Source organism: Streptomyces sp. NPDC054047 (assembly GCF_055585065.1).
Window position 1 is genome coordinate 744,187 of the sequence record NZ_JBVJKV010000002.1, and the last position, 16,003, is coordinate 760,189.

The 16,003-nt window shown below is 72.4% G+C and carries 15 protein-coding genes; 6 read left to right on the top strand and 9 right to left on the bottom strand.

Translation table 11 applies throughout. The features are described 5' to 3' along the window. Position 1: 1 nt before the first annotated feature. The 5 genes from ACZ6ZP_RS09880 to ACZ6ZP_RS09900 all read right to left on the bottom strand — a co-directional run bounded on the left by ACZ6ZP_RS09880 (position 2) and on the right by ACZ6ZP_RS09900 (position 5,417). A complete protein-coding gene (locus ACZ6ZP_RS09880) occupies positions 2–634 on the bottom strand; it encodes an isochorismatase family protein (protein WP_351160875.1) in 633 nt (210 codons plus the stop codon). A 111-nt stretch (positions 635–745) separates the two neighbouring features. Further along, positions 746–2,371, bottom strand: coding sequence for a (2,3-dihydroxybenzoyl)adenylate synthase (locus tag ACZ6ZP_RS09885; protein ID WP_469406274.1), 1,626 nt, complete (start codon positions 2,369–2,371; stop codon positions 746–748). Next, positions 2,368–3,588 (bottom strand): isochorismate synthase DhbC, encoded by a 1,221-nt coding sequence (gene dhbC, locus ACZ6ZP_RS09890; protein ID WP_366462665.1) that lies wholly within the window; start codon positions 3,586–3,588, stop codon positions 2,368–2,370. Before dhbC ends, ACZ6ZP_RS09885 begins: the two co-directional genes overlap by 4 nt. A 39-nt stretch (positions 3,589–3,627) precedes the next feature. Further along, a complete protein-coding gene (locus ACZ6ZP_RS09895; protein ID WP_469406277.1) occupies positions 3,628–4,431 on the bottom strand; it encodes a 2,3-dihydro-2,3-dihydroxybenzoate dehydrogenase in 804 nt (267 codons plus the stop codon). Next, positions 4,428–5,417: an iron-siderophore ABC transporter substrate-binding protein gene (locus ACZ6ZP_RS09900; RefSeq protein ID WP_361461642.1), complete on the bottom strand. Its 990-nt coding sequence runs from the start codon at positions 5,415–5,417 to the stop codon at positions 4,428–4,430. Before ACZ6ZP_RS09900 ends, ACZ6ZP_RS09895 begins: the two co-directional genes overlap by 4 nt. A 226-nt stretch (positions 5,418–5,643) precedes the next feature. On the opposite strand from ACZ6ZP_RS09900, the gene ACZ6ZP_RS09905 reads away from it, so the two are divergent. Genes ACZ6ZP_RS09905 through ACZ6ZP_RS09915 form a run of 3 tightly spaced genes read left to right on the top strand, consistent with a single transcriptional unit; the run spans position 5,644 to position 8,625 of the window. Beyond that, positions 5,644–6,663, top strand: a complete 1,020-nt coding sequence (locus ACZ6ZP_RS09905) for a FecCD family ABC transporter permease (RefSeq protein WP_469406557.1) — start codon at positions 5,644–5,646, stop codon at positions 6,661–6,663. Further along, positions 6,660–7,790, top strand: coding sequence for a FecCD family ABC transporter permease (locus ACZ6ZP_RS09910; RefSeq protein WP_469406278.1), 1,131 nt, complete (start codon positions 6,660–6,662; stop codon positions 7,788–7,790). Before ACZ6ZP_RS09905 ends, ACZ6ZP_RS09910 begins: the two co-directional genes overlap by 4 nt. A 4-nt stretch (positions 7,791–7,794) precedes the next feature. Beyond that, positions 7,795–8,625 (top strand): ABC transporter ATP-binding protein, encoded by an 831-nt coding sequence (locus tag ACZ6ZP_RS09915; RefSeq protein WP_469406281.1) that lies wholly within the window; start codon positions 7,795–7,797, stop codon positions 8,623–8,625. On the opposite strand, the gene ACZ6ZP_RS09920 is transcribed toward ACZ6ZP_RS09915, so the two are convergent. The 3 genes from ACZ6ZP_RS09920 to ACZ6ZP_RS09930 form a co-directional block, all read right to left on the bottom strand. Further along, positions 8,603–9,733 carry a M20 family metallopeptidase gene (locus ACZ6ZP_RS09920; protein ID WP_469406559.1) on the bottom strand — a complete coding sequence of 377 codons (1,131 nt, stop codon included), beginning with the start codon at positions 9,731–9,733 and terminating at the stop codon, positions 8,603–8,605. The genes ACZ6ZP_RS09915 and ACZ6ZP_RS09920 overlap by 23 nt on opposite strands. Before the next feature lie 190 nt (positions 9,734–9,923). Next, positions 9,924–11,360, bottom strand: coding sequence for a vWA domain-containing protein (locus ACZ6ZP_RS09925; protein WP_469406282.1), 1,437 nt, complete (start codon positions 11,358–11,360; stop codon positions 9,924–9,926). After that, positions 11,357–12,232 (bottom strand): AAA family ATPase, encoded by an 876-nt coding sequence (locus ACZ6ZP_RS09930; RefSeq protein WP_351160890.1) that lies wholly within the window; start codon positions 12,230–12,232, stop codon positions 11,357–11,359. The genes ACZ6ZP_RS09925 and ACZ6ZP_RS09930 overlap by 4 nt, the downstream gene beginning before the upstream one ends. Positions 12,233–12,589: 357 nt before the next feature. Between ACZ6ZP_RS09930 and ACZ6ZP_RS09935 the strand changes: the two genes are divergently transcribed. The 3 genes from ACZ6ZP_RS09935 to ACZ6ZP_RS09945 all read left to right on the top strand — a co-directional run bounded on the left by ACZ6ZP_RS09935 (position 12,590) and on the right by ACZ6ZP_RS09945 (position 14,835). Next, complete coding sequence (locus tag ACZ6ZP_RS09935) at positions 12,590–13,087, top strand: winged helix-turn-helix transcriptional regulator (protein WP_399973744.1); 498 nt, start codon at positions 12,590–12,592, stop codon at positions 13,085–13,087. Between the two features lie 111 nt (positions 13,088–13,198). Beyond that, positions 13,199–13,741: an SRPBCC family protein gene (locus ACZ6ZP_RS09940; RefSeq protein ID WP_351160895.1), complete on the top strand. Its 543-nt coding sequence runs from the start codon at positions 13,199–13,201 to the stop codon at positions 13,739–13,741. Next, positions 13,741–14,835: an LLM class flavin-dependent oxidoreductase gene (locus tag ACZ6ZP_RS09945; protein WP_366462666.1), complete on the top strand. Its 1,095-nt coding sequence runs from the start codon at positions 13,741–13,743 to the stop codon at positions 14,833–14,835. The genes ACZ6ZP_RS09940 and ACZ6ZP_RS09945 overlap by 1 nt, the downstream gene beginning before the upstream one ends. Here ACZ6ZP_RS09945 and ACZ6ZP_RS09950 read toward each other — a convergent pair. Then, positions 14,741–15,940: a methyltransferase gene (locus ACZ6ZP_RS09950; RefSeq protein ID WP_469406560.1), complete on the bottom strand. Its 1,200-nt coding sequence runs from the start codon at positions 15,938–15,940 to the stop codon at positions 14,741–14,743. The genes ACZ6ZP_RS09945 and ACZ6ZP_RS09950 overlap by 95 nt on opposite strands. Between the last annotated feature and the right edge of the window lie 63 nt (positions 15,941–16,003).

Genomic DNA, 16,003 nt, shown 5'->3' on the forward strand with positions numbered 1-16,003 from the left:
GTCAGATCCCCTTCAGAACCGTGTCGGTGGTGGTGACGACCGCGCACCGTCCGGCCGCGTAACGCAGCGCCATGTCGTGGTCCTCGCGGGAGAAGTCGGCCACCGCGTCCGCGACGACGAACGCCTGAACGTCCCGCATCCACGCGTCGCAGGCCGTCATCAGGACGCCGATGTGCGCGTACACGCCGACGATGACGATCTGGTCCCGGCCCGCCGCGCGCATGCGCTCCTCGAGGTCGGTGCGGACGTACGCGCTGTACTTCCACTTCGTGAGCACGGTGTCGCCGGGCTCCGGCGCGACCGGGCCCGCGATGGCCTTGGCGTGCTCGTCGTCGGGCAGCCCGGGGCCCCAGAAGTCCTGCTGGAGACCGCGTTCGGCCGGCGACTGGCCGCCCGGCTGCGCCGAGTACAGCACGGGGATGCCCGACGCGCGCGCCGCCTTCGCCAACTCGCCCACGTTCGCAAGGAGTTCGGTGGTCGGCGAGGTGTCGGGGGTGTAGGCGGTCAGGAAGTGGTTCTGCAGGTCGTGGACGAGCAGCACCGCCCGCTGCGGGTCGATGGTCCAGGAGACCCGGTTGGCGGGCAGTTCCTCGGACGAGGGCATCGGGTACGGCGTGACGGCGGGGAGCGCCATGGTGGTGGCCTTTCGGGAAATCCAGGAAAGCTGGGTGGATCGGGTGCTGCCGGGCAGTGGTCGGCTGCCCGGAGCCGGAGCCGGAGCCGGAGCCGGAGCCGGGGGCGGGGGTCAGCCGCCCGGGGCCGCGGCGGTCGTCCGCTGGTCCTTCTTGCTGATCTTGCCGATGCCGGTCTGCGGGAAGGCGGTCACGAACTCGACCCGGTCGGGCACCTTGTAGGCGGCCAGACCGCGCTCCCGTACGAACTTCTTGATGGCGACGGGCTTCAGCGGTTCGGCGTCCGCGCGCAGGATCACGTACGCCAGGGTCCGCTCGCCCAGATACTCGTCGGGCACGGCGACGACCGACACGTCGTGGACGTGGGGGTGGGCGAGGATGATGTTCTCGACCTCCTCCGGTGCGATCTTCTCGCCGCCGCGGTTGATCTGGTCCTTGGCCCGGCCCTCCACCACCAGATGCCCGGTGGGGGTGCGGCGCACGATGTCGCCGGTGCGGTAGAAGCCGTCGGCGGTGAACGAGCGGGCGTTGTGCTCGGGAGCGCGCCAGTAGCCGCGGATGGTGTACGGACCGCGGGTCAGCAGGTGGCCCGCCTCGCCGTCGGGGACCTCCTGGTCGAGGTCGTCGACGATGCGGATCTCGTCGGCCGGGGAGATCGGGCGGCCCTGCGTGGTGACGATGGTCTCCGCCGGGTCGTCCAGACGCGTGTAGTTGACCAAACCCTCGGCCATCCCGAAGACCTGCTGGAGGGTGCAGCCGAGCGCGGGGGCGACCCGGCGCGCGGCCGACTCGCTGAACTTCGCGCCGCCCACCAGGAGCACCTCCAGGCTGGAGATGTCGTACGGCGTGGTGCGTCCCGCGTCCGTCCACACCAGGGCGAGCGGCGGGACGAGACCGGTGATCGTCACCCGCTCCCGCTCGATGAGCGGGAACGCGGTGTCCGGGTCGGGCTGCGGGCACAGCACGACACGGCCGCCCGCGTAGAGCAGCCCCAGCGAACCGGGAGACGACAGCGGGAAGTTGTGCGCGGCGGGCAGCGCCACCAGGTAGACGGAGTCCTCGGTCACGCCGCAGAGTTCGTTCGAGCCCCACAGCGAGTACATGTAGTCGTCGTGGGTGCGGGGAATCAGCTTGGGCACGCCGGTGCTGCCGCCCGACAGCTGGAGGAACGCGAGGTCGGACGGTTCGGGTCCGTCGACCGGCGCCGGCTCGCGCGGCACGTCGGACAGTGCCGTGTGCTCGCCCGGCTCGCCCACCACGAACACCTCGCGCAGGGTGGGCACTTCGGCGCGGATCTTCGAGGCGAGGTCACGGTGGTCGAAGCCGCCTGCCCGGTCCGGGATGACGTAGGCGACGGCCTCGGTGAACTCGCAGAAGTAGTGGATCTCCGTCTCGCGGTGCGCGGGCAGCGCGAAGACCGGCAGGGCGCCGATCCGGAAGAGCGCGAAGATCACCTCGAAGAACTCGGCGACGTTCGGCAGCTGGACGACGACCCGGTCGCCCTTGGCGATGCCGCGGGCGGCGAAGCCCGCGGCCAGCTGGTCGGCGCGCACGTCGAGTTCGCCGTACGTCCAGTTCCGGTCCCCGTCGGTGATCGCGACCCGCGCGGGGTGCGCGTCGGCACGCTCGCGGAGCATGCCGCCGAACGTCTCGCCGCGCCAGTACCCGGCGGCGCGGTAGCGCTCGGCGAAGACCTCGGGGATGGGCGGTGCGTCTGGGCGCCTGTCTGCCGTCGTCATCGGTCGACCCCCACCGCGTCCAGGAACGTACGGAACTTGGCGCCCGTCTCGGCCCGTTCGGCCTCCGGCGAGGAGTCGGCCACGACCCCCGCGCCCGCGAAGAGCCGCAGCTGTCCGCCGCCGCTCTCCGTCTCCTCGGCCTCGGCGCAGCGGATCGTGACGACCCACTCGCCGTCGCCGCGCGCGTCGCTCCATCCCACCATGCCGGTGTAGTGGCCTCGGTCGAAAGGCTCCAGTTCGCCGATGACGCCACGGGCGTGCCCGGTAGGGGTACCGCAGACAGCCGGAGTCGGGTGCAGGGCGGTCGCCAGCTCCAGGGCGGAGGTGGCCGGTTCGGCCAGCTCGCCGGTCACGGTCGTCGACAGGTGCCACATGGTGGCGGTGCGCACCAGCGTGGGCCGCTCCGGCACCTCCAGGTCGGTGCAGAACGGGGCGAGGGCCTTGTGCACGGCGTCCACGACGACGGCGTGCTCGTGCAGGTCCTTCGACGATTCCAGCAGCGCGGCGGCCCGGCGCACGTCCTCGGCGAGGTCCGCCGAGCGGGGCGTCGAACCGGCCAGGGGGTTGGCGGTCAGGCGGTTGCCGTGCCGGGAGACGAGCAGCTCCGGGCTGGCTCCCAGGAGGGTGCGTCCCGCGCCCGTGGGCACGGCGAAGGAGTAGCCGCGCGGGTCGCGCCGGGCCAGGCGCTGGAGCATCGCGGGCAGGTCGAGCGGGCTGTCCGTGGACAGCTCCAGCGTGCGGGCCAGGACGACCTTGTCGAACTCACCGCGCTGCATGCGCGCAACGGCGGCCTCGACCGAAGCCGCGTACTCCGCTCCGGAGGGAACCTCGCGCACCTGCCAGCCGCCGGCCGTGGCGGGCGGCTGGGTGGGCAGCGCGACCAGCGGGTCGGTGCGCAGCGCGGGCGCCCAGCGGGTCGCTTCGGGCACGGCGAGCACGGCGCGCGCGGCGGGGTCGAAGGGGATGGAGCCGACCACGATCGGGGCCTGGTTGCCCGCGCGTCGCTGCGCGTCGAGGGTGGCGGCGACCCGCTCCGTCAACGGCCGTTCGTCGTGCGGAACTTCGGCGGCCGTGCCGTGGGCGAGGAGGGTGCGGGTGGGCGACGCGAAGAACCGGGTGTCGCCGGGTCGGTAGGCGTCGAGCAGAGCGGTTGCCGCGCCGACGGCCCCGGGGGTGGTGGGGGCGGCGGGAGCGACCACGTCATGGGGGGGTGTCACGGATGACTCCTCGTCAAGTAGGGGAGGGCGGCGCGGCTTTCAGGCGCGCAGGGTGGCGCCGCCGTCCACGTACAGGTCGTGCAGGGTGATGTGCCTGGCCCGGTCCGAGACCAGGAAGGCGACCGCGTCGGCGATGTCGGAGGGGTCGGCGATCCGGCCGAGCGGAATGCCGACCCGGTAGGAGGCCGGGTCACCGTCGATGACCCGGGCCTCGGCCCGCTCGTGATCGCCCGTCCACAACTGCCGCTGCATGTCGGTGTGCGTGGAGCCCGGCGACACGACGTTGCAGCGCACGCCGTCGCGGGCGACCTCCAGGCCGAGGCATTTGGTGAACATCGTGGCCGCGGCCTTGGACGCCGCGTACGCGGCCATCTGCGTGCGGGGCACTCCGGCGGCGTTCGAGCCGACCGTGACGATGGACCCCTTGCCCCGTGCGGTCATGCGGCGGGCCGCGGCGCGCGAGGTGTGGAAGACGCCGTTCGTGTTGACGGCGAAGGTCTCCGCCCAGTCGGTGTCGGTGAGTTTGACGACCGGGGCGGGCCGCAGGATGCCCGCCACGTTGACGAGGATGTCCAACGGCCCCGTGGTGCGCTCGATTTCCTCGAACGCCGCGTCCACGGCGGCCGCGTCGGTCACGTCGAGGACCATGCCGGTGATGCGGCCGCCGCCCTCGGGCCGCGCCTCGACGTCCTGCTTCTTGACGTCGGGCGACCGGTCGGCGGCCACGACCCGCGCGCCGCGCTCGGCGAGCGCGCGGGCCACGGCCTGTCCGATGCCCCGGCCCGCGCCGGTGACCAGAGCCACCCGGCCCGCGAGCTCAGGGTCGGTTATGCCGGAAGTCACTTGCCCATCGCCTTCTCGACGTCCTCCAGGACGGACACGGCGGCCTGCGCGCCGCCCAGGCTGGTCCACTTCGAGCCGTCGATCTCGGTGGTGTGGTCCTTCTTGACCGCGTCGAGCTGCTTGTACGCGGCCTTGCCCTTCAGCTCCTTGAAGAGGTCGGCGTCCGGTCCCGCGGAGGCGAGCGTGCCGATGAACAGCCAGTCGGCGTCGATCTGCTTGAGGTCCTCGTCGCTGAGCGGCGTCGAGTGGCCCTCGCCCTTCTTGTTCTGGATGCCGGGGCGCTTGAAGCCGAGGTCCTTCAGGACGTCGGAGATGAACACGCCCTGCTGCATCACGGCGGTGCCCTTGGCGGAGTAGCGCGCCACGGAGACGCTCGCGCCCGCGTTGTCGCCGAGGTTCTTCTTCACGGCGGCGGCCTTGGCGTCGTAGTCCTTGAGGAACGCGTCGGCCTCGTTGGACTTGCCGAGCACCTCGCCGGTGATCTCCAGGGACTTCTTCCAGTCCTTGGTTCTGTCGATCGTGACGACCGTCGGGGCTATCGCCTTGAGCTGCTTGAGCACCTGCTGGTCGGCGAGCTGACCGGCGAGGATGACGTCCGGCTTGGCCTGCAGGACCTTCTCGATGTCGGGGCCGGTGACGGCGCCCACGACCGGGATGTCCTTGGCCTGGTCGGCCAGGTACTCGGGGGCACCCTTCTGGCCGCGGCCCGCGGAGAGGCCGACGGGCTTGACCTTCAGGGCGAGGGCGGAGTCGAGGTCCATCTCGCTCAGCGCGACGACCTTCTCGGGATTGGCCGGAACCTTTACCTCCGCACCGGAGGCGTCGGTGACGGTGACGTTCTTCGCGGCGTTCTTGGCCTTGTCGCCGGAGCCGGAGCCGGAGTCGTCGGACGAGTCCGAACCACAGGCGGAAAGAGCGAGCGCGGAGGCCAGAGTGAGGGCCGCAACCGCGGTCAGCCGGGTGCGCGGGGAGTGGTTCGAGGGCATGTCCGTGATCTCCATGATTCTGTAGTCCGGCGGTCAGTCCGGACATAAGGGTCATCCCTGGCCGTGTCGGGGCATGACGAATTGCCCCTGAAGGAACAGGGAGTTCGCCGCCACCCCGACTCGGGGCTCCAGGTCAAGGTTAGGTTAGGCTAACTTCATGTTGGTTGCGCAAGGGGGGCCGGTCCCAACGTCCGGATCCAGACCTCCGATACCGGACTTGGCGAAGATGCATCGCCCCACACTGTGGGCGGCCGCCGCCCTCGTCGTCCTGCTCCTGCTGCTCGGCCTCCTTTCGCTCCTGGTCGGGTCGGGATCGACGCCGATGGGCCGCGCCTGGGACTTCCTCACCGGGGATCGGTCGGCGCGGGCCGACGCCCAGATCCGCCTCGCCGTGATGGACGTACGCCTTCCGCGTACGCTCGCCGGCGTCCTGGTCGGTGTCGCCCTCGGCGCGGCGGGCTGCCTCCTGCAGGCCGTCACGCGCAACCCGCTCGCCGAGACGGGCCTCCTGGGGGTCAACTCGGGCGCGGCGCTGGGTGTCGTGATCGGCCTCACCTACTTCGAAGTGACCTCCGCGTACGGCGTGTTGGTCTGGGCCCTGGTCGGCGGCATGGCCGCGAGCGCGGTGGTGCTCCTGCTCGCCGCGTCCGGCCGGGCCGCGGGCTCGCCGCTGCGGCTGGTGCTCGCCGGATCGGCGCTGGGCGCCACCTTCCACGGCATGACGTCGTACGTCCTCCTCGGTGAGCAGGCCACCTTCGACACCTACCGCTACTGGACCATCGGCTCGCTGGCCGGGATCAAGACCTCCGAGACCTACCCCTTGATCCCGCTGATCGCGGTCGGACTCCTCATCGCCTTCTGCTGCGTACGCCCGCTCTCCGCCCTCGCGCTCGGCGACGACAGCGCACGCTCGCTGGGCCACCACCCGGGGCGCATCCGCCTGATCGTCGCGGCGGCGGTGACGCTCCTCGCGGGCTCGGCGGTCGCACTCGCCGGACCCATCGCCTTCCTCGGCCTCCTCGCCCCCTACGCCGCGCGCGCCGTCACCGGCCCCCGGATGGCGGGCCAGTTGGTGCTCTCCGCACTGGTCGCGGCGAACGTGATGATCGCCGCCGACCTGCTCGCCCGGGTCGTGATCCGCCCCTGGGAGACCCCGGTGAGCGTGCTTCTCGCCTTCATCGGCGGCCCGTTGCTGATCTGGATCGCACGGTCGCAGCGGATGTCGACGGCGGGGGTTGCGGCGTGAGTACCCATGAGACACCCGAGGCTGTTCCGGGGGCTCCGGAGACCCCGCGGACTTCGAAGGCTTCGGAAGCGGTCCCGCCCGACATCACCCCGCCCGACTCCACCGCCGTACGCGTCGGCACCTTCTCCTGGCTCTTCCCCTACCGCAGCGCCCTCGCCGCCGTCGGACTCACGCTGGTGATCGGCGTGGTCGTCTCGCTCGCCACCTTCGCCAGCTCCACCGGAATGAGCTTCTCCGACAGCCTCTCCGGGCTACTCGGAACCGGCGACTCCGCCACCGTGATGCTGGTGCGGGACTTCCGGCTGCCGCGGATCGCCGTCGGGCTCATGGTCGGCGCCGCGCTCGGCATCGCCGGGTGCCTGACCCAGACCCTCGCTGGCAACCGGCTCGCCACCCCCGACATCATCGGCGTCAACGAAGGCGCCACCGCGGCCGTCGTCGCCTCCGTCGTCGGCTCGTCCACCGGCATGATCGGCGACTGGTGGCTCGGGCCGCTCGGCGCCGCCGCCGCGGCCATGGTCGTCGTCGCCTGCGCGGGCGGCGCGGGCAGCGGCGGCTACCGCATCCTCGTCGTCGGCATCGGCGTCTCCACCGTCATCGGCGCCGTCACCGACCTCGTCATGTCCCGCGAGAACGACAACACCGCGGGCGGCGTCTTCCTCTGGACCGTCGGCTCGCTCAGCGGCCGGGACTGGAGCGTCGGCACGCCCCTGTCGCTGCTCCTGCTCGTCCTCGTCCCGCTCTCCCTCGTCGCCGGAAGCCGCCTCCAACTCCTGCGCTTCGACGACGACATGGCGGCCACCCTCGGCGTCAACGTCCGCCGCGTGCGCGCCGTGACCCTCGCCCTCGCCGTCGCCCTGTCCGGCGTGGCCGTCGGCATCGGCGGACCGATCGCGTTCGTCGCGCTCGCCGCCCCCGTCGTCGCCACCCGGCTCAGCGGCCCGACCCGCGTCCCGATCATCGGCTCGGCCCTGGTCGGCGCGGCCCTGGTGGGCGCCGCCGACGCGCTCGGCCGCGTCGTCGCTCCCGTGGAGATCCCGGTGGGCGTCATCACCAGCGTCCTCGGCGGACCCTTCCTCCTGTGGGTCCTCTTCGGCAAGAACTCCGAGCAGACCGGAAAGGCCTGACCCCGTGCAACTGACCGTCGAGGCGCTCACCTCCGGCTACCCCGGCCACACGGCCGCCGTGGACGGCGTCGACCTGACCATCCCCAGCGGACAGGTCGCCGCCATCGTCGGCCCCAACGGCTGCGGAAAGTCGACGCTCCTTCGCTCCATCTCCCGCCTCCACAAGCCGAGTTCGGGCACGGTGCACGCCGGGGACGAGGACGTGTGGCGGCTCACCCAGCGCCGCGCGGCGCACCGCATCGCACTGCTCGCCCAGTCCCCGCAGGCCCCCGAGGCGGTCACCGTCGCCGGACTCGTCCGCTACGGCCGCCACCCCCACCAGGGCCTGTTCCGCCAGTGGTCGCGCGAGGACGAGGCCGCCGTGCGCGAGGCCCTCGAAGCCACCGGCACCACGGACCTCGCCGCGCGCCGCCTCGACCACCTCTCCGGCGGCCAGCGCCAGCGCTGCTGGCTGGCGATGGTCCTCGCGCAACAGACACCGATCGTTCTCCTGGACGAGCCGACGAGCGCGCTCGACCTCGGGCACGCGGTCGAAGTCCTGTCCCTGGTGAGGGAGGTGGCCGCGGCAGGCCGCACGGTCGTCATGGTCCTGCACGACCTGGCGAGCGCCGCGCGCTACGCCGACACCGTCATCGCCATGAACGCGGGAAAGATCGTCGCGAACGGCCCGGCCCGCGATGTGGTGACCGCCGAGCTGGTCAAGGAGCTGTACGGGATCGACGCGGACATCCTTCAGGCACCGGGCGACGGCTCCCCGGTGGTCGTACCGACGATGAAGGCGAAGGCGAAGGCGAAGGCCAAGGCGAAGGCGCCTACGAAATCTCCGAGCGGCTGATGGCGAAGTCCGCGGCCGTCCACGCGAGCCCAACAGCCCCGTCGACCATGGCCTGTTCGGCGACCGGCGTGGCGGCCGCCGCGGCGAACTCCGGCTGGTGCGGGCCGCAGCCGCCCCCGCTGATGTCGAGCACGGGGTGGATCGAGGGCACGACGTGCGAGACGTTGCCCATGTCCGTGGACGCGAAGGGCCCGCGCCGCTGCGGCTCGGGCCGCCCGAGGGCGCGCGCGTTCGCCTCCCACAGCGCGACGAGACCGGCGTCGGACCGGAAGTCGAGATAGTCGGGCGCGGGCTGCTCCAGCTCCACCGCGCACCCGGCCGCGAGCGCCCCCGCCCGGAAACAGTCGGCCACCCGCTCCCGTAGCTCGCGCAGCTCCTCCACCGACGGCGTCCGCAGCGCGTAGGCCGCGCTGGCCCGCTCGGGAATCGCGTTGAGCGCGGTCCCGGCCTCGGTGGTGATGCCGTGCACCTTCCACTCCCCGGGCAGCTGCTGGCGCAGCAGCCCCAGGGCCACCTGCGCCACGGTCAGCGCGTCGGCCGCGTTCCGCCCGTCCTGCGGGTTGAGCGCGGCGTGCGCGGACTTGCCGGTGTACTGAACGGAGAGCGCCCCCATCGCGTACGAGTGGAAGTCGGCGACCTCGAACGGACACGGGTGGATCATCATCGCCGCGTCGACGCCCTTGAAAGCACCGGCGTCGAGCAGCAACGCCTTCCCGGCACCACTCTCCTCGGCAGGCGTACCCAACACCCGCACGGTGAGCCCCAGTTGCTCGACGAAGGGAGCGAGCCCGAGAGCGGCCCCCACTCCGGCCGCCGCGATCAGATTGTGCCCGCAGGCGTGCCCCATGCCGGGCAGCGCGTCGTACTCACAGGTGAACGCGACGGTCACGGGCCCCGACCCCAGGACCGCCTCGAAGGCGGTGTCGAGCCCGTACGCGGGCGCGGTCACCGCGAAGCCGTGCGCACGCAGCACGTCCGCACACCACCTGGCGGCCTGCCGCTCCTCGAAGGCGATCTCCGGATGGGCGTGAATGCGCCGACTGAGCCCGACGAGCTCACCCCGGACGTCACTGATCCGCTCCCGGATCTCCTCCTTGACCTGGTCCACGCCGCCTGCCACGTCGTCTCCTCGCCGTTCCGCCCACCGCTGCCGGGACAGCTTAAGGCGGTGCGGCCCGGGTCCCGGAGCGCCGCCCTCGGGCACGGCCGCAGGGGATGCCAAGGCGTTGATTTCTTCGAACCGCCGGGGCCCTCATGGGTCCCGGGGCCGCCGGCGGACGTCGGCGGACGTCGGCGGATCAGACCGGCAGCAGCCGGGCGATCAGGGCGCTGAGCTGCCGCGCGTTGCGGCACTCGTACATCTCCACCAGCTCGGCGTACGTCCCCGCCGCCGAGTCGCCCGTCTGCCACTGGGCCCGGCGCTCCGGGTTGAGCCAGTACACCTTGCGGGCGCGCGACGCGAGGGTGCGCAGGGCGGGGACGTTCGGGTCGCTCATGTTCGTGCGGGCGTCGCCGAGTACGAAGACCGTAGAGCGCGAGGTGACCGCATCGGCGTAGCGCTCGGTGAACTCGCCCAGGGAGGAGCCGTAGTCGCTGCTGCCGTGGTAGCCGGTGACCGCCGCCCCGGAGATGATCCGGCTGCCCAGGCCCTCGGGGTCGGACGTGCCGCGCGCGATGAGGTCGGTCACCTCGTCGACACGGTTGACGAAGGCGAAGACCCGCACCTTGCTGAACTGGTCGTGCAGCGCCTGGACCAGCAGCATCGTGAAGTTGGCGAAGCCCGCCACCGAGCCCGACACGTCGCACAGGAGGACCAGTTCGGGGCGTGCGGGGCGGCGCAGCCGCAGGACCGGGCGCATCGGGATACCGCCCGTCGAGAGGGAGCCGCGCAGGGTCCTGCGCAGATCGATGTGGCCGCGGGCGGCCCGGCGGCGGCGCGCGGCCAGGCGCGTCGCCAGTTTGCGGGCAAGGGGCTGGACCGTCCTGCGGAGTTCGTCGAGCTGCGCGCGGCCCGCGATGAGGAAGTCCACCCGGTCGGCGGTCGGGGCGATGGCCCGCCGCGCGATCTCGTCCGCGCCGCGCCGCTCGGCGATCCGGCGGCGCGCTTCGGTGCGCACCTGGCCGCGGAAGCTCTCGATGCGGCGGCGGATCTCGTCGGCCGTGAGGCGGTCGGTGAAGTCGTCTTCGGCTGTTCCCTGGCGGATACCGGCCAGGATGCGGGCCAGCAGGGTCTCCGGACGGAGCCGGGACAGCGTCTGGTGCGACGACCATCCGTCCGACCCGCCTGCGCCGCCCGACCCGCCTGCGCCGCCGGACCCGCCTGTGCCTCCGGAGCCCGGCCGCGTCCCGTATCCGCCCATGCCGTCCACCGCCTCAGCCGCCAACTGGGCCAGCAGCGCTTGATCGTTGGCGGCCAGTGCCGCTGCCAGGCGGTCCCGTAGGTCGTCCCTGTCGAAGCCCCGCCCCGTGCCGGAGGTGTCCTTGGTGTCCGGCGCCCCGATCCCGCGCGGAAAGTACAGGTCGAAGACCGGGTCGAACACCGGCCGCTGCCCCTCGCTGTGCAGCAGCGCCGCCGCCAGCCCCTCCCGCACCCGCTCCCGGTCGGTGAGGCCGAGCGCCTCGATGGCCCGCCCGGCGTCCACCGTCTCGCCCGTACCGATCCGGATGCCGTGCGAGCGCAGCGCCTGCACGAGTGCGGTGAGACGCTCGGGGACCCCGGTCGCCGCCGCCGTCACACCGCGTCCAGGTCCAGCTTGGCCGCCGCCTTCAGCACGTCGTCCTGGTGCTTGAGCACGACGCCGAGCGTGTCGCGTACCACGTCTTCGTCGAGGGTGCCGGCGCCGAGGGCGAGCAGCGTACGGGCCCAGTCGATGGTCTCCGCGACCGACGGCACCTTGCGCAGGTCCATCGCGCGCAGCGCGCCGACCACGCGGACGACGGACTGCGCGAGCGCCTCGTCGAGTCCGGGCACCTTCAGGCGCACGATGCGGCGCTCCAACTCCTCGTCGGGGAAGCCGATGTGGAGGAAGAGGCAGCGCCGGCGCAGCGCCTCGGAGAGCTCGCGGCTCGCGTTCGAGGTGAGGACGGTGAAGGGGCGGCGCGTGGCGGTGATGGTGCCCAGCTCGGGGACCGTGACCTGGAAGTCGCTCAGGACCTCCAGGAGCAGCCCCTCCACCTCGACGTCTGCCTTGTCGGTCTCGTCGATCAGGAGGACCTTCGGCTCGTCGCCGCGGATGGCGGTGAGCAGCGGGCGCGGCAGCAGGAACTCCTCGCTGAAGATGTCCGTGCGCGTCTCGTCCCACGACTCGTCGCGGCCCGCGGTGATGCGCAGGAGCTGCTTGGCGTGGTTCCACTCGTAGAGCGCGCGGGACTCGTCCACGCCCTCGTAGCACTGGAGGCGGACCAGGCGTGCGTCCGCGACCTCGGCGACGGCCTTGGCCAGCTCGGTCTTGCCGACCCCCGCCGGACCCTCCACGAGCAGCGGTTTGCCCAGGCGGTCGGCCAGGAAGACGGTGGTGGCGACGGCCGGCGAGGCCAGGTAGCCCGTCTCGGCGAGCCGCGTGGCGACATCGTCCACGGAAGTGAAGAGCAACGGGGCCTCCGGCATGGCGGGTGCGACGTGATCGCGAGTCGGGTGGTGGGACACAGCGGCCGATTTGGGGTGGTCGGGTACAGCGGCTGATTCGGGGCGGTGGAGCACGACAGCGGATCGGAGTGGTGGAGCACAACGGTGGATCGGGGCGGGTGGAGCACAACGGTGGATCGGAGTGGTGGGGAACAGCGGCTGGTTCGAGTGGGCGGGCAGAGCAGCTGCTGCCACTTGATCAGCCCTCTGCGTCGCTCCACAACGCCGCCGCCGCGTTTGCGTCGAACGTCACGTGATCGCTCCCGCACCCGCCACGGGCTGCTGAGTCCAGTCCCGAGACCCACCGGGACCGCTGGTCCCTTCTCGTATCCTTGCGGCATGAGGCGGACCTCCTTTGCCGACTGGCCCTGCTCCATCGCCCGCACCATGGACCTGCTGGGCGACTGGTGGACCCCGCTCGTGCTGCGCGAGGCCTTCTACGGGATCAAGCGGTTCGACGTCTTCCAGCAGGAGCTGGGCATCGCGCGCAACACCCTGACCGACCGGCTGCGCCGCCTGGTCGACGAGGGCCTGATGGAGAAGCGCGCCTACCAGAGCGAGCCGGTCCGCTACGACTACGTGCTCACCGAGAAGGGCCGCGACTTCTTCGGCGTGCTCGCCGTGATGAACAGCTGGGGCAACCGCTGGCTGAGCGGCGACGAGGGCGCGCCGGTCGTCTTCGAGCACGACCGCTGCGGGCACGAGGCCGAGGCCGAGGTGGTCTGCGGCCACTGCAAGGAGCCGATGTCGGCCGCGGACACGCATCCGCGCCTGGGCCCCGGCTACCCGGCGCGGCTCGCCGAACGGCCGGACATCCGGGACCGCTTCAACCGCTGAACCCCTGCCTCACCGTCGGGGACCTCACCCTTGACGAGTGAGTCTATCTACGCAACTCTCGTGGTCAGCGGCTACAGAGTTGACTAGTTGACTACAGAGAGGCGACCCACGATGGAGTGGACAGGCGCGCGTTACGCGGACGGGCCGACGGCCGAGGTGCGGACACGGATCGCCGCGTCACCGGAACGCGTGTGGGAGTTCGTCTCCGACATCGGCCTGATGCCCACGCTCAGCGCGGAGCTGCGGTCGGTCGAGTGGCTGGACGGGGCGACCTGGCCCGTGCCCGGCGCCCGGTTCGTCGGCCGCAGCGAGCACGCGTCGTTCGGTGCGTGGGAGACCACGTCGTACGTCGTGGAGTGCGAGGCCCCGCGCGTGTTCGCCTGGGCCGTCGAGGACCCCGAACGCCCCAGCGCGCTCTGGCGGTTCAGCCTGGGGGCGGCGGACGACGGCGGCACCGAGCTGACCCAGTGGGTGCGGATGGGGCCGGGCCGCTCGGGCCTGTCGTACGCGATCGACCGGATGCCGGAGAAGGAACAGAAGATCGTGTACGTACGGATGCGGGAGTTCGAGCAGAACATGACCGCCACGCTGGACGCGATCAAGAAGCTGGCCGAGGGCGCCGCTTCCGGGTCGGCCGGGGAGGCGAAGGCGTGATGCGTACGTCGACGACCATCGAGGCGTCCGGGGCGAACTGGCGGGAGACCGTCGACTTCGTCACCGAGGCCGAGAAACTGGGCATGGACATCTGCTGGGTCGCCGAGGCCTGGGGCTCCGAAGCGCCGTCCCCGCTGGGCTACTTGGCCGCGCGCACGGAGCGCATGCTGCTCGGCTCCGGCATCATCCAGCTCGCGACCCGGACCCCGGCGGCCATCGCCCGCGCGGCGATCACCCTCTCGAACATCTCCGAGGGCCGCTTCATCCTCGGCCTTGGACCGTCGGGGCCGCAGGTGATCGAGGGCCTGCACGGCGTGCCGTTCGCGCGGCCGCTCACCCGGATGCGGGAGACCGTGGAGATCGTCCGCCAGGCCGCCACGGGGGAGAAGATCTCCTACGCGGGACGGGAGTTCACCGTGCCGCTGCCCGGGGGCGAGGCCAGGCCCATGCGCCTGTCGATGCGTGCCGAGCACGAACTGCCCATCTACCTGGCCACGCTCTCGCCCAAGATGCTGCGCCTGACCGGCGAGATCGCCGACGGCTGGCTGGGCACCAGCTTCGTCCCGGAGGGTGCGAAGGAGGCCTACTTCGACCACCTCGACGCGGGCCTCGCCGCCTCCGGCCGCACTCGCGGCGACCTGAACATCTGTCAGGGCGCCGAAGTGGCCTTCGCCGAGGACGAGGACGCGCTGCGCACGATGGTCGCGAGCCGCAAGAAGGAGCTCGCCTTCAGCCTGGGCGGCATGGGCTCGGCCACCACCAACTACTACAACAACGCCTACAGCAGGCAGGGCTGGGCCGACATCGCGGCTGAGGTTCGCACCCGCTGGCAGGGCGGCGACCGCGACGGCGCGGCGGACCTGATCACCGACGACATGGTCCTCGCCACCACCCTCATCGGCACCGAGGACATGGTCCGCGAGCGGCTGAGGGTGTGGCGGGACGCGGGCGTGGACACGGTCCGCTTCTATCCGGCGGGCGAGAGCCTGGACGCGCGGCTCACGACCCTGGGGCGGGCGATCGAACTGGTCCGGGAGGTGGAGCGGCAGGGGAGCCCTCCGGTGGCCCGGCCGTCAGCCGCCACAGCGACGTGACCTCGGCGGCGCGGGCCGCGTGCAGGGGGTCCGCGGGGTCGGCTGCCCGGGGGTGGTGCGGCCGGGTGTCGATGCGGGCGGCGACATGCAGGCCCGCCGCCGTGATGGCGCCGCCGAGTTCGCCCGGGGCGCGCAGGCCCAGGTGCTCGGCCAGGTCCGACATGATCAGCCAGCCTTCGCCGCCGGGCAGCAGATGTTCGGCCAGGCCCGTCAGGAAGGCGTGCAACATGGCGCCCTTGGGGTCGTAGACGCCCTGCTCAAGGGCCGAGTTGGGCTTCGCGGGCAGCCAGGGCGGGTTGCATACGACCAGGGCGGCGCGGCCCGGCGGGAAGAGGTCGCCGCCGGTGGCGATCTCCACCTGGCCGGTGAGGCCGAGGCGGCTGACGTTGGCGCGGGCGCAGGCCACCGCGCGGGGGTTGTTGTCGGTGGCCACGACGTGGCGGATGCCCCGGCGGGCAAGGACCGCGGCGAGGACGCCGGTGCCGGTGCCGAGGTCGTAGGCGGGCCCGCCGTGCGCGGCGGGGCCGGGCAGCGGCGCCTGCGCCACCAGGTCGACGTACTCGCCCCTGACCGGTGAGAACACCCCGTAGTGCGGGTGGATCCGGGCGCCGAGCGCGGGGACGTCCACGCCTTTGGCGCGCCACTGGTGTGCGCCGAGCACACCGAGCAGCTCCCGCAGCGAGACCACCGACGGGGTCGGCAGGGGCGGACCGTACGCCTCCGCGCAGGCCGCCCGGACGTCCGGCGCCCTGCGCAGGGCGAGCGTGTGGTCCGCGTCCAGCGGCACCAGGAGCCTGCCGAGTACGCGGGCCCGGTGGCCGCTCGCGCGGCGCTGGAGATGGAAGGCCGAGGTCGGGGACGGGATCGCCGAGGGAGCCTCCGTCGGTGACGGGACCGCCGGAGGAGCCGCCGTCGGGGACGGGACCGCCGAGGGAGCCGCCGTCGGGGTCTTGCGGTCGACGCGCCGGCCCATCGCCCTGAGCAGCTGGCGCGCCTGGTGGTAGTCGCCCCGCCACAGCAGGGCGGTGCCTTCGCAGGCCAGGCGGTGGGCGGTGGACGCGTTCATGCGGTCGTCGGCGACGACGACACGGCGGGGCGCCGGCATTCCGGTCTCGGAGTGCCAGCGTGCGGTGTGCTCGGCGTCGCCGTCGATCCAGCGGATCCAGTG

What these genes read in the sequence shown, in the direction of transcription:
- ACZ6ZP_RS09880 (WP_351160875.1), bottom strand. Translation starts at nt 634, where the DNA reads ATGGCGCTCCCCGCCGTCACGCCGTACCCGATGCCCTCGTCCGAGGAA.
- ACZ6ZP_RS09885 (WP_469406274.1), bottom strand. Translation starts at nt 2,371, where the DNA reads ATGACGACGGCAGACAGGCGCCCAGACGCACCGCCCATCCCCGAGGTC.
- ACZ6ZP_RS09900 (WP_361461642.1), bottom strand. Translation starts at nt 5,417, where the DNA reads ATGCCCTCGAACCACTCCCCGCGCACCCGGCTGACCGCGGTTGCGGCC.
- ACZ6ZP_RS09905 (WP_469406557.1), top strand. Translation starts at nt 5,644, where the DNA reads ATGCATCGCCCCACACTGTGGGCGGCCGCCGCCCTCGTCGTCCTGCTC.
- ACZ6ZP_RS09930 (WP_351160890.1), bottom strand. Translation starts at nt 12,232, where the DNA reads ATGCCGGAGGCCCCGTTGCTCTTCACTTCCGTGGACGATGTCGCCACG.
- ACZ6ZP_RS09935 (WP_399973744.1), top strand. Translation starts at nt 12,590, where the DNA reads ATGAGGCGGACCTCCTTTGCCGACTGGCCCTGCTCCATCGCCCGCACC.
- ACZ6ZP_RS09940 (WP_351160895.1), top strand. Translation starts at nt 13,199, where the DNA reads ATGGAGTGGACAGGCGCGCGTTACGCGGACGGGCCGACGGCCGAGGTG.
- ACZ6ZP_RS09945 (WP_366462666.1), top strand. Translation starts at nt 13,741, where the DNA reads ATGCGTACGTCGACGACCATCGAGGCGTCCGGGGCGAACTGGCGGGAG.
- ACZ6ZP_RS09950 (WP_469406560.1), bottom strand. Translation starts at nt 15,940, where the DNA reads ATGCCGGCGCCCCGCCGTGTCGTCGTCGCCGACGACCGCATGAACGCG.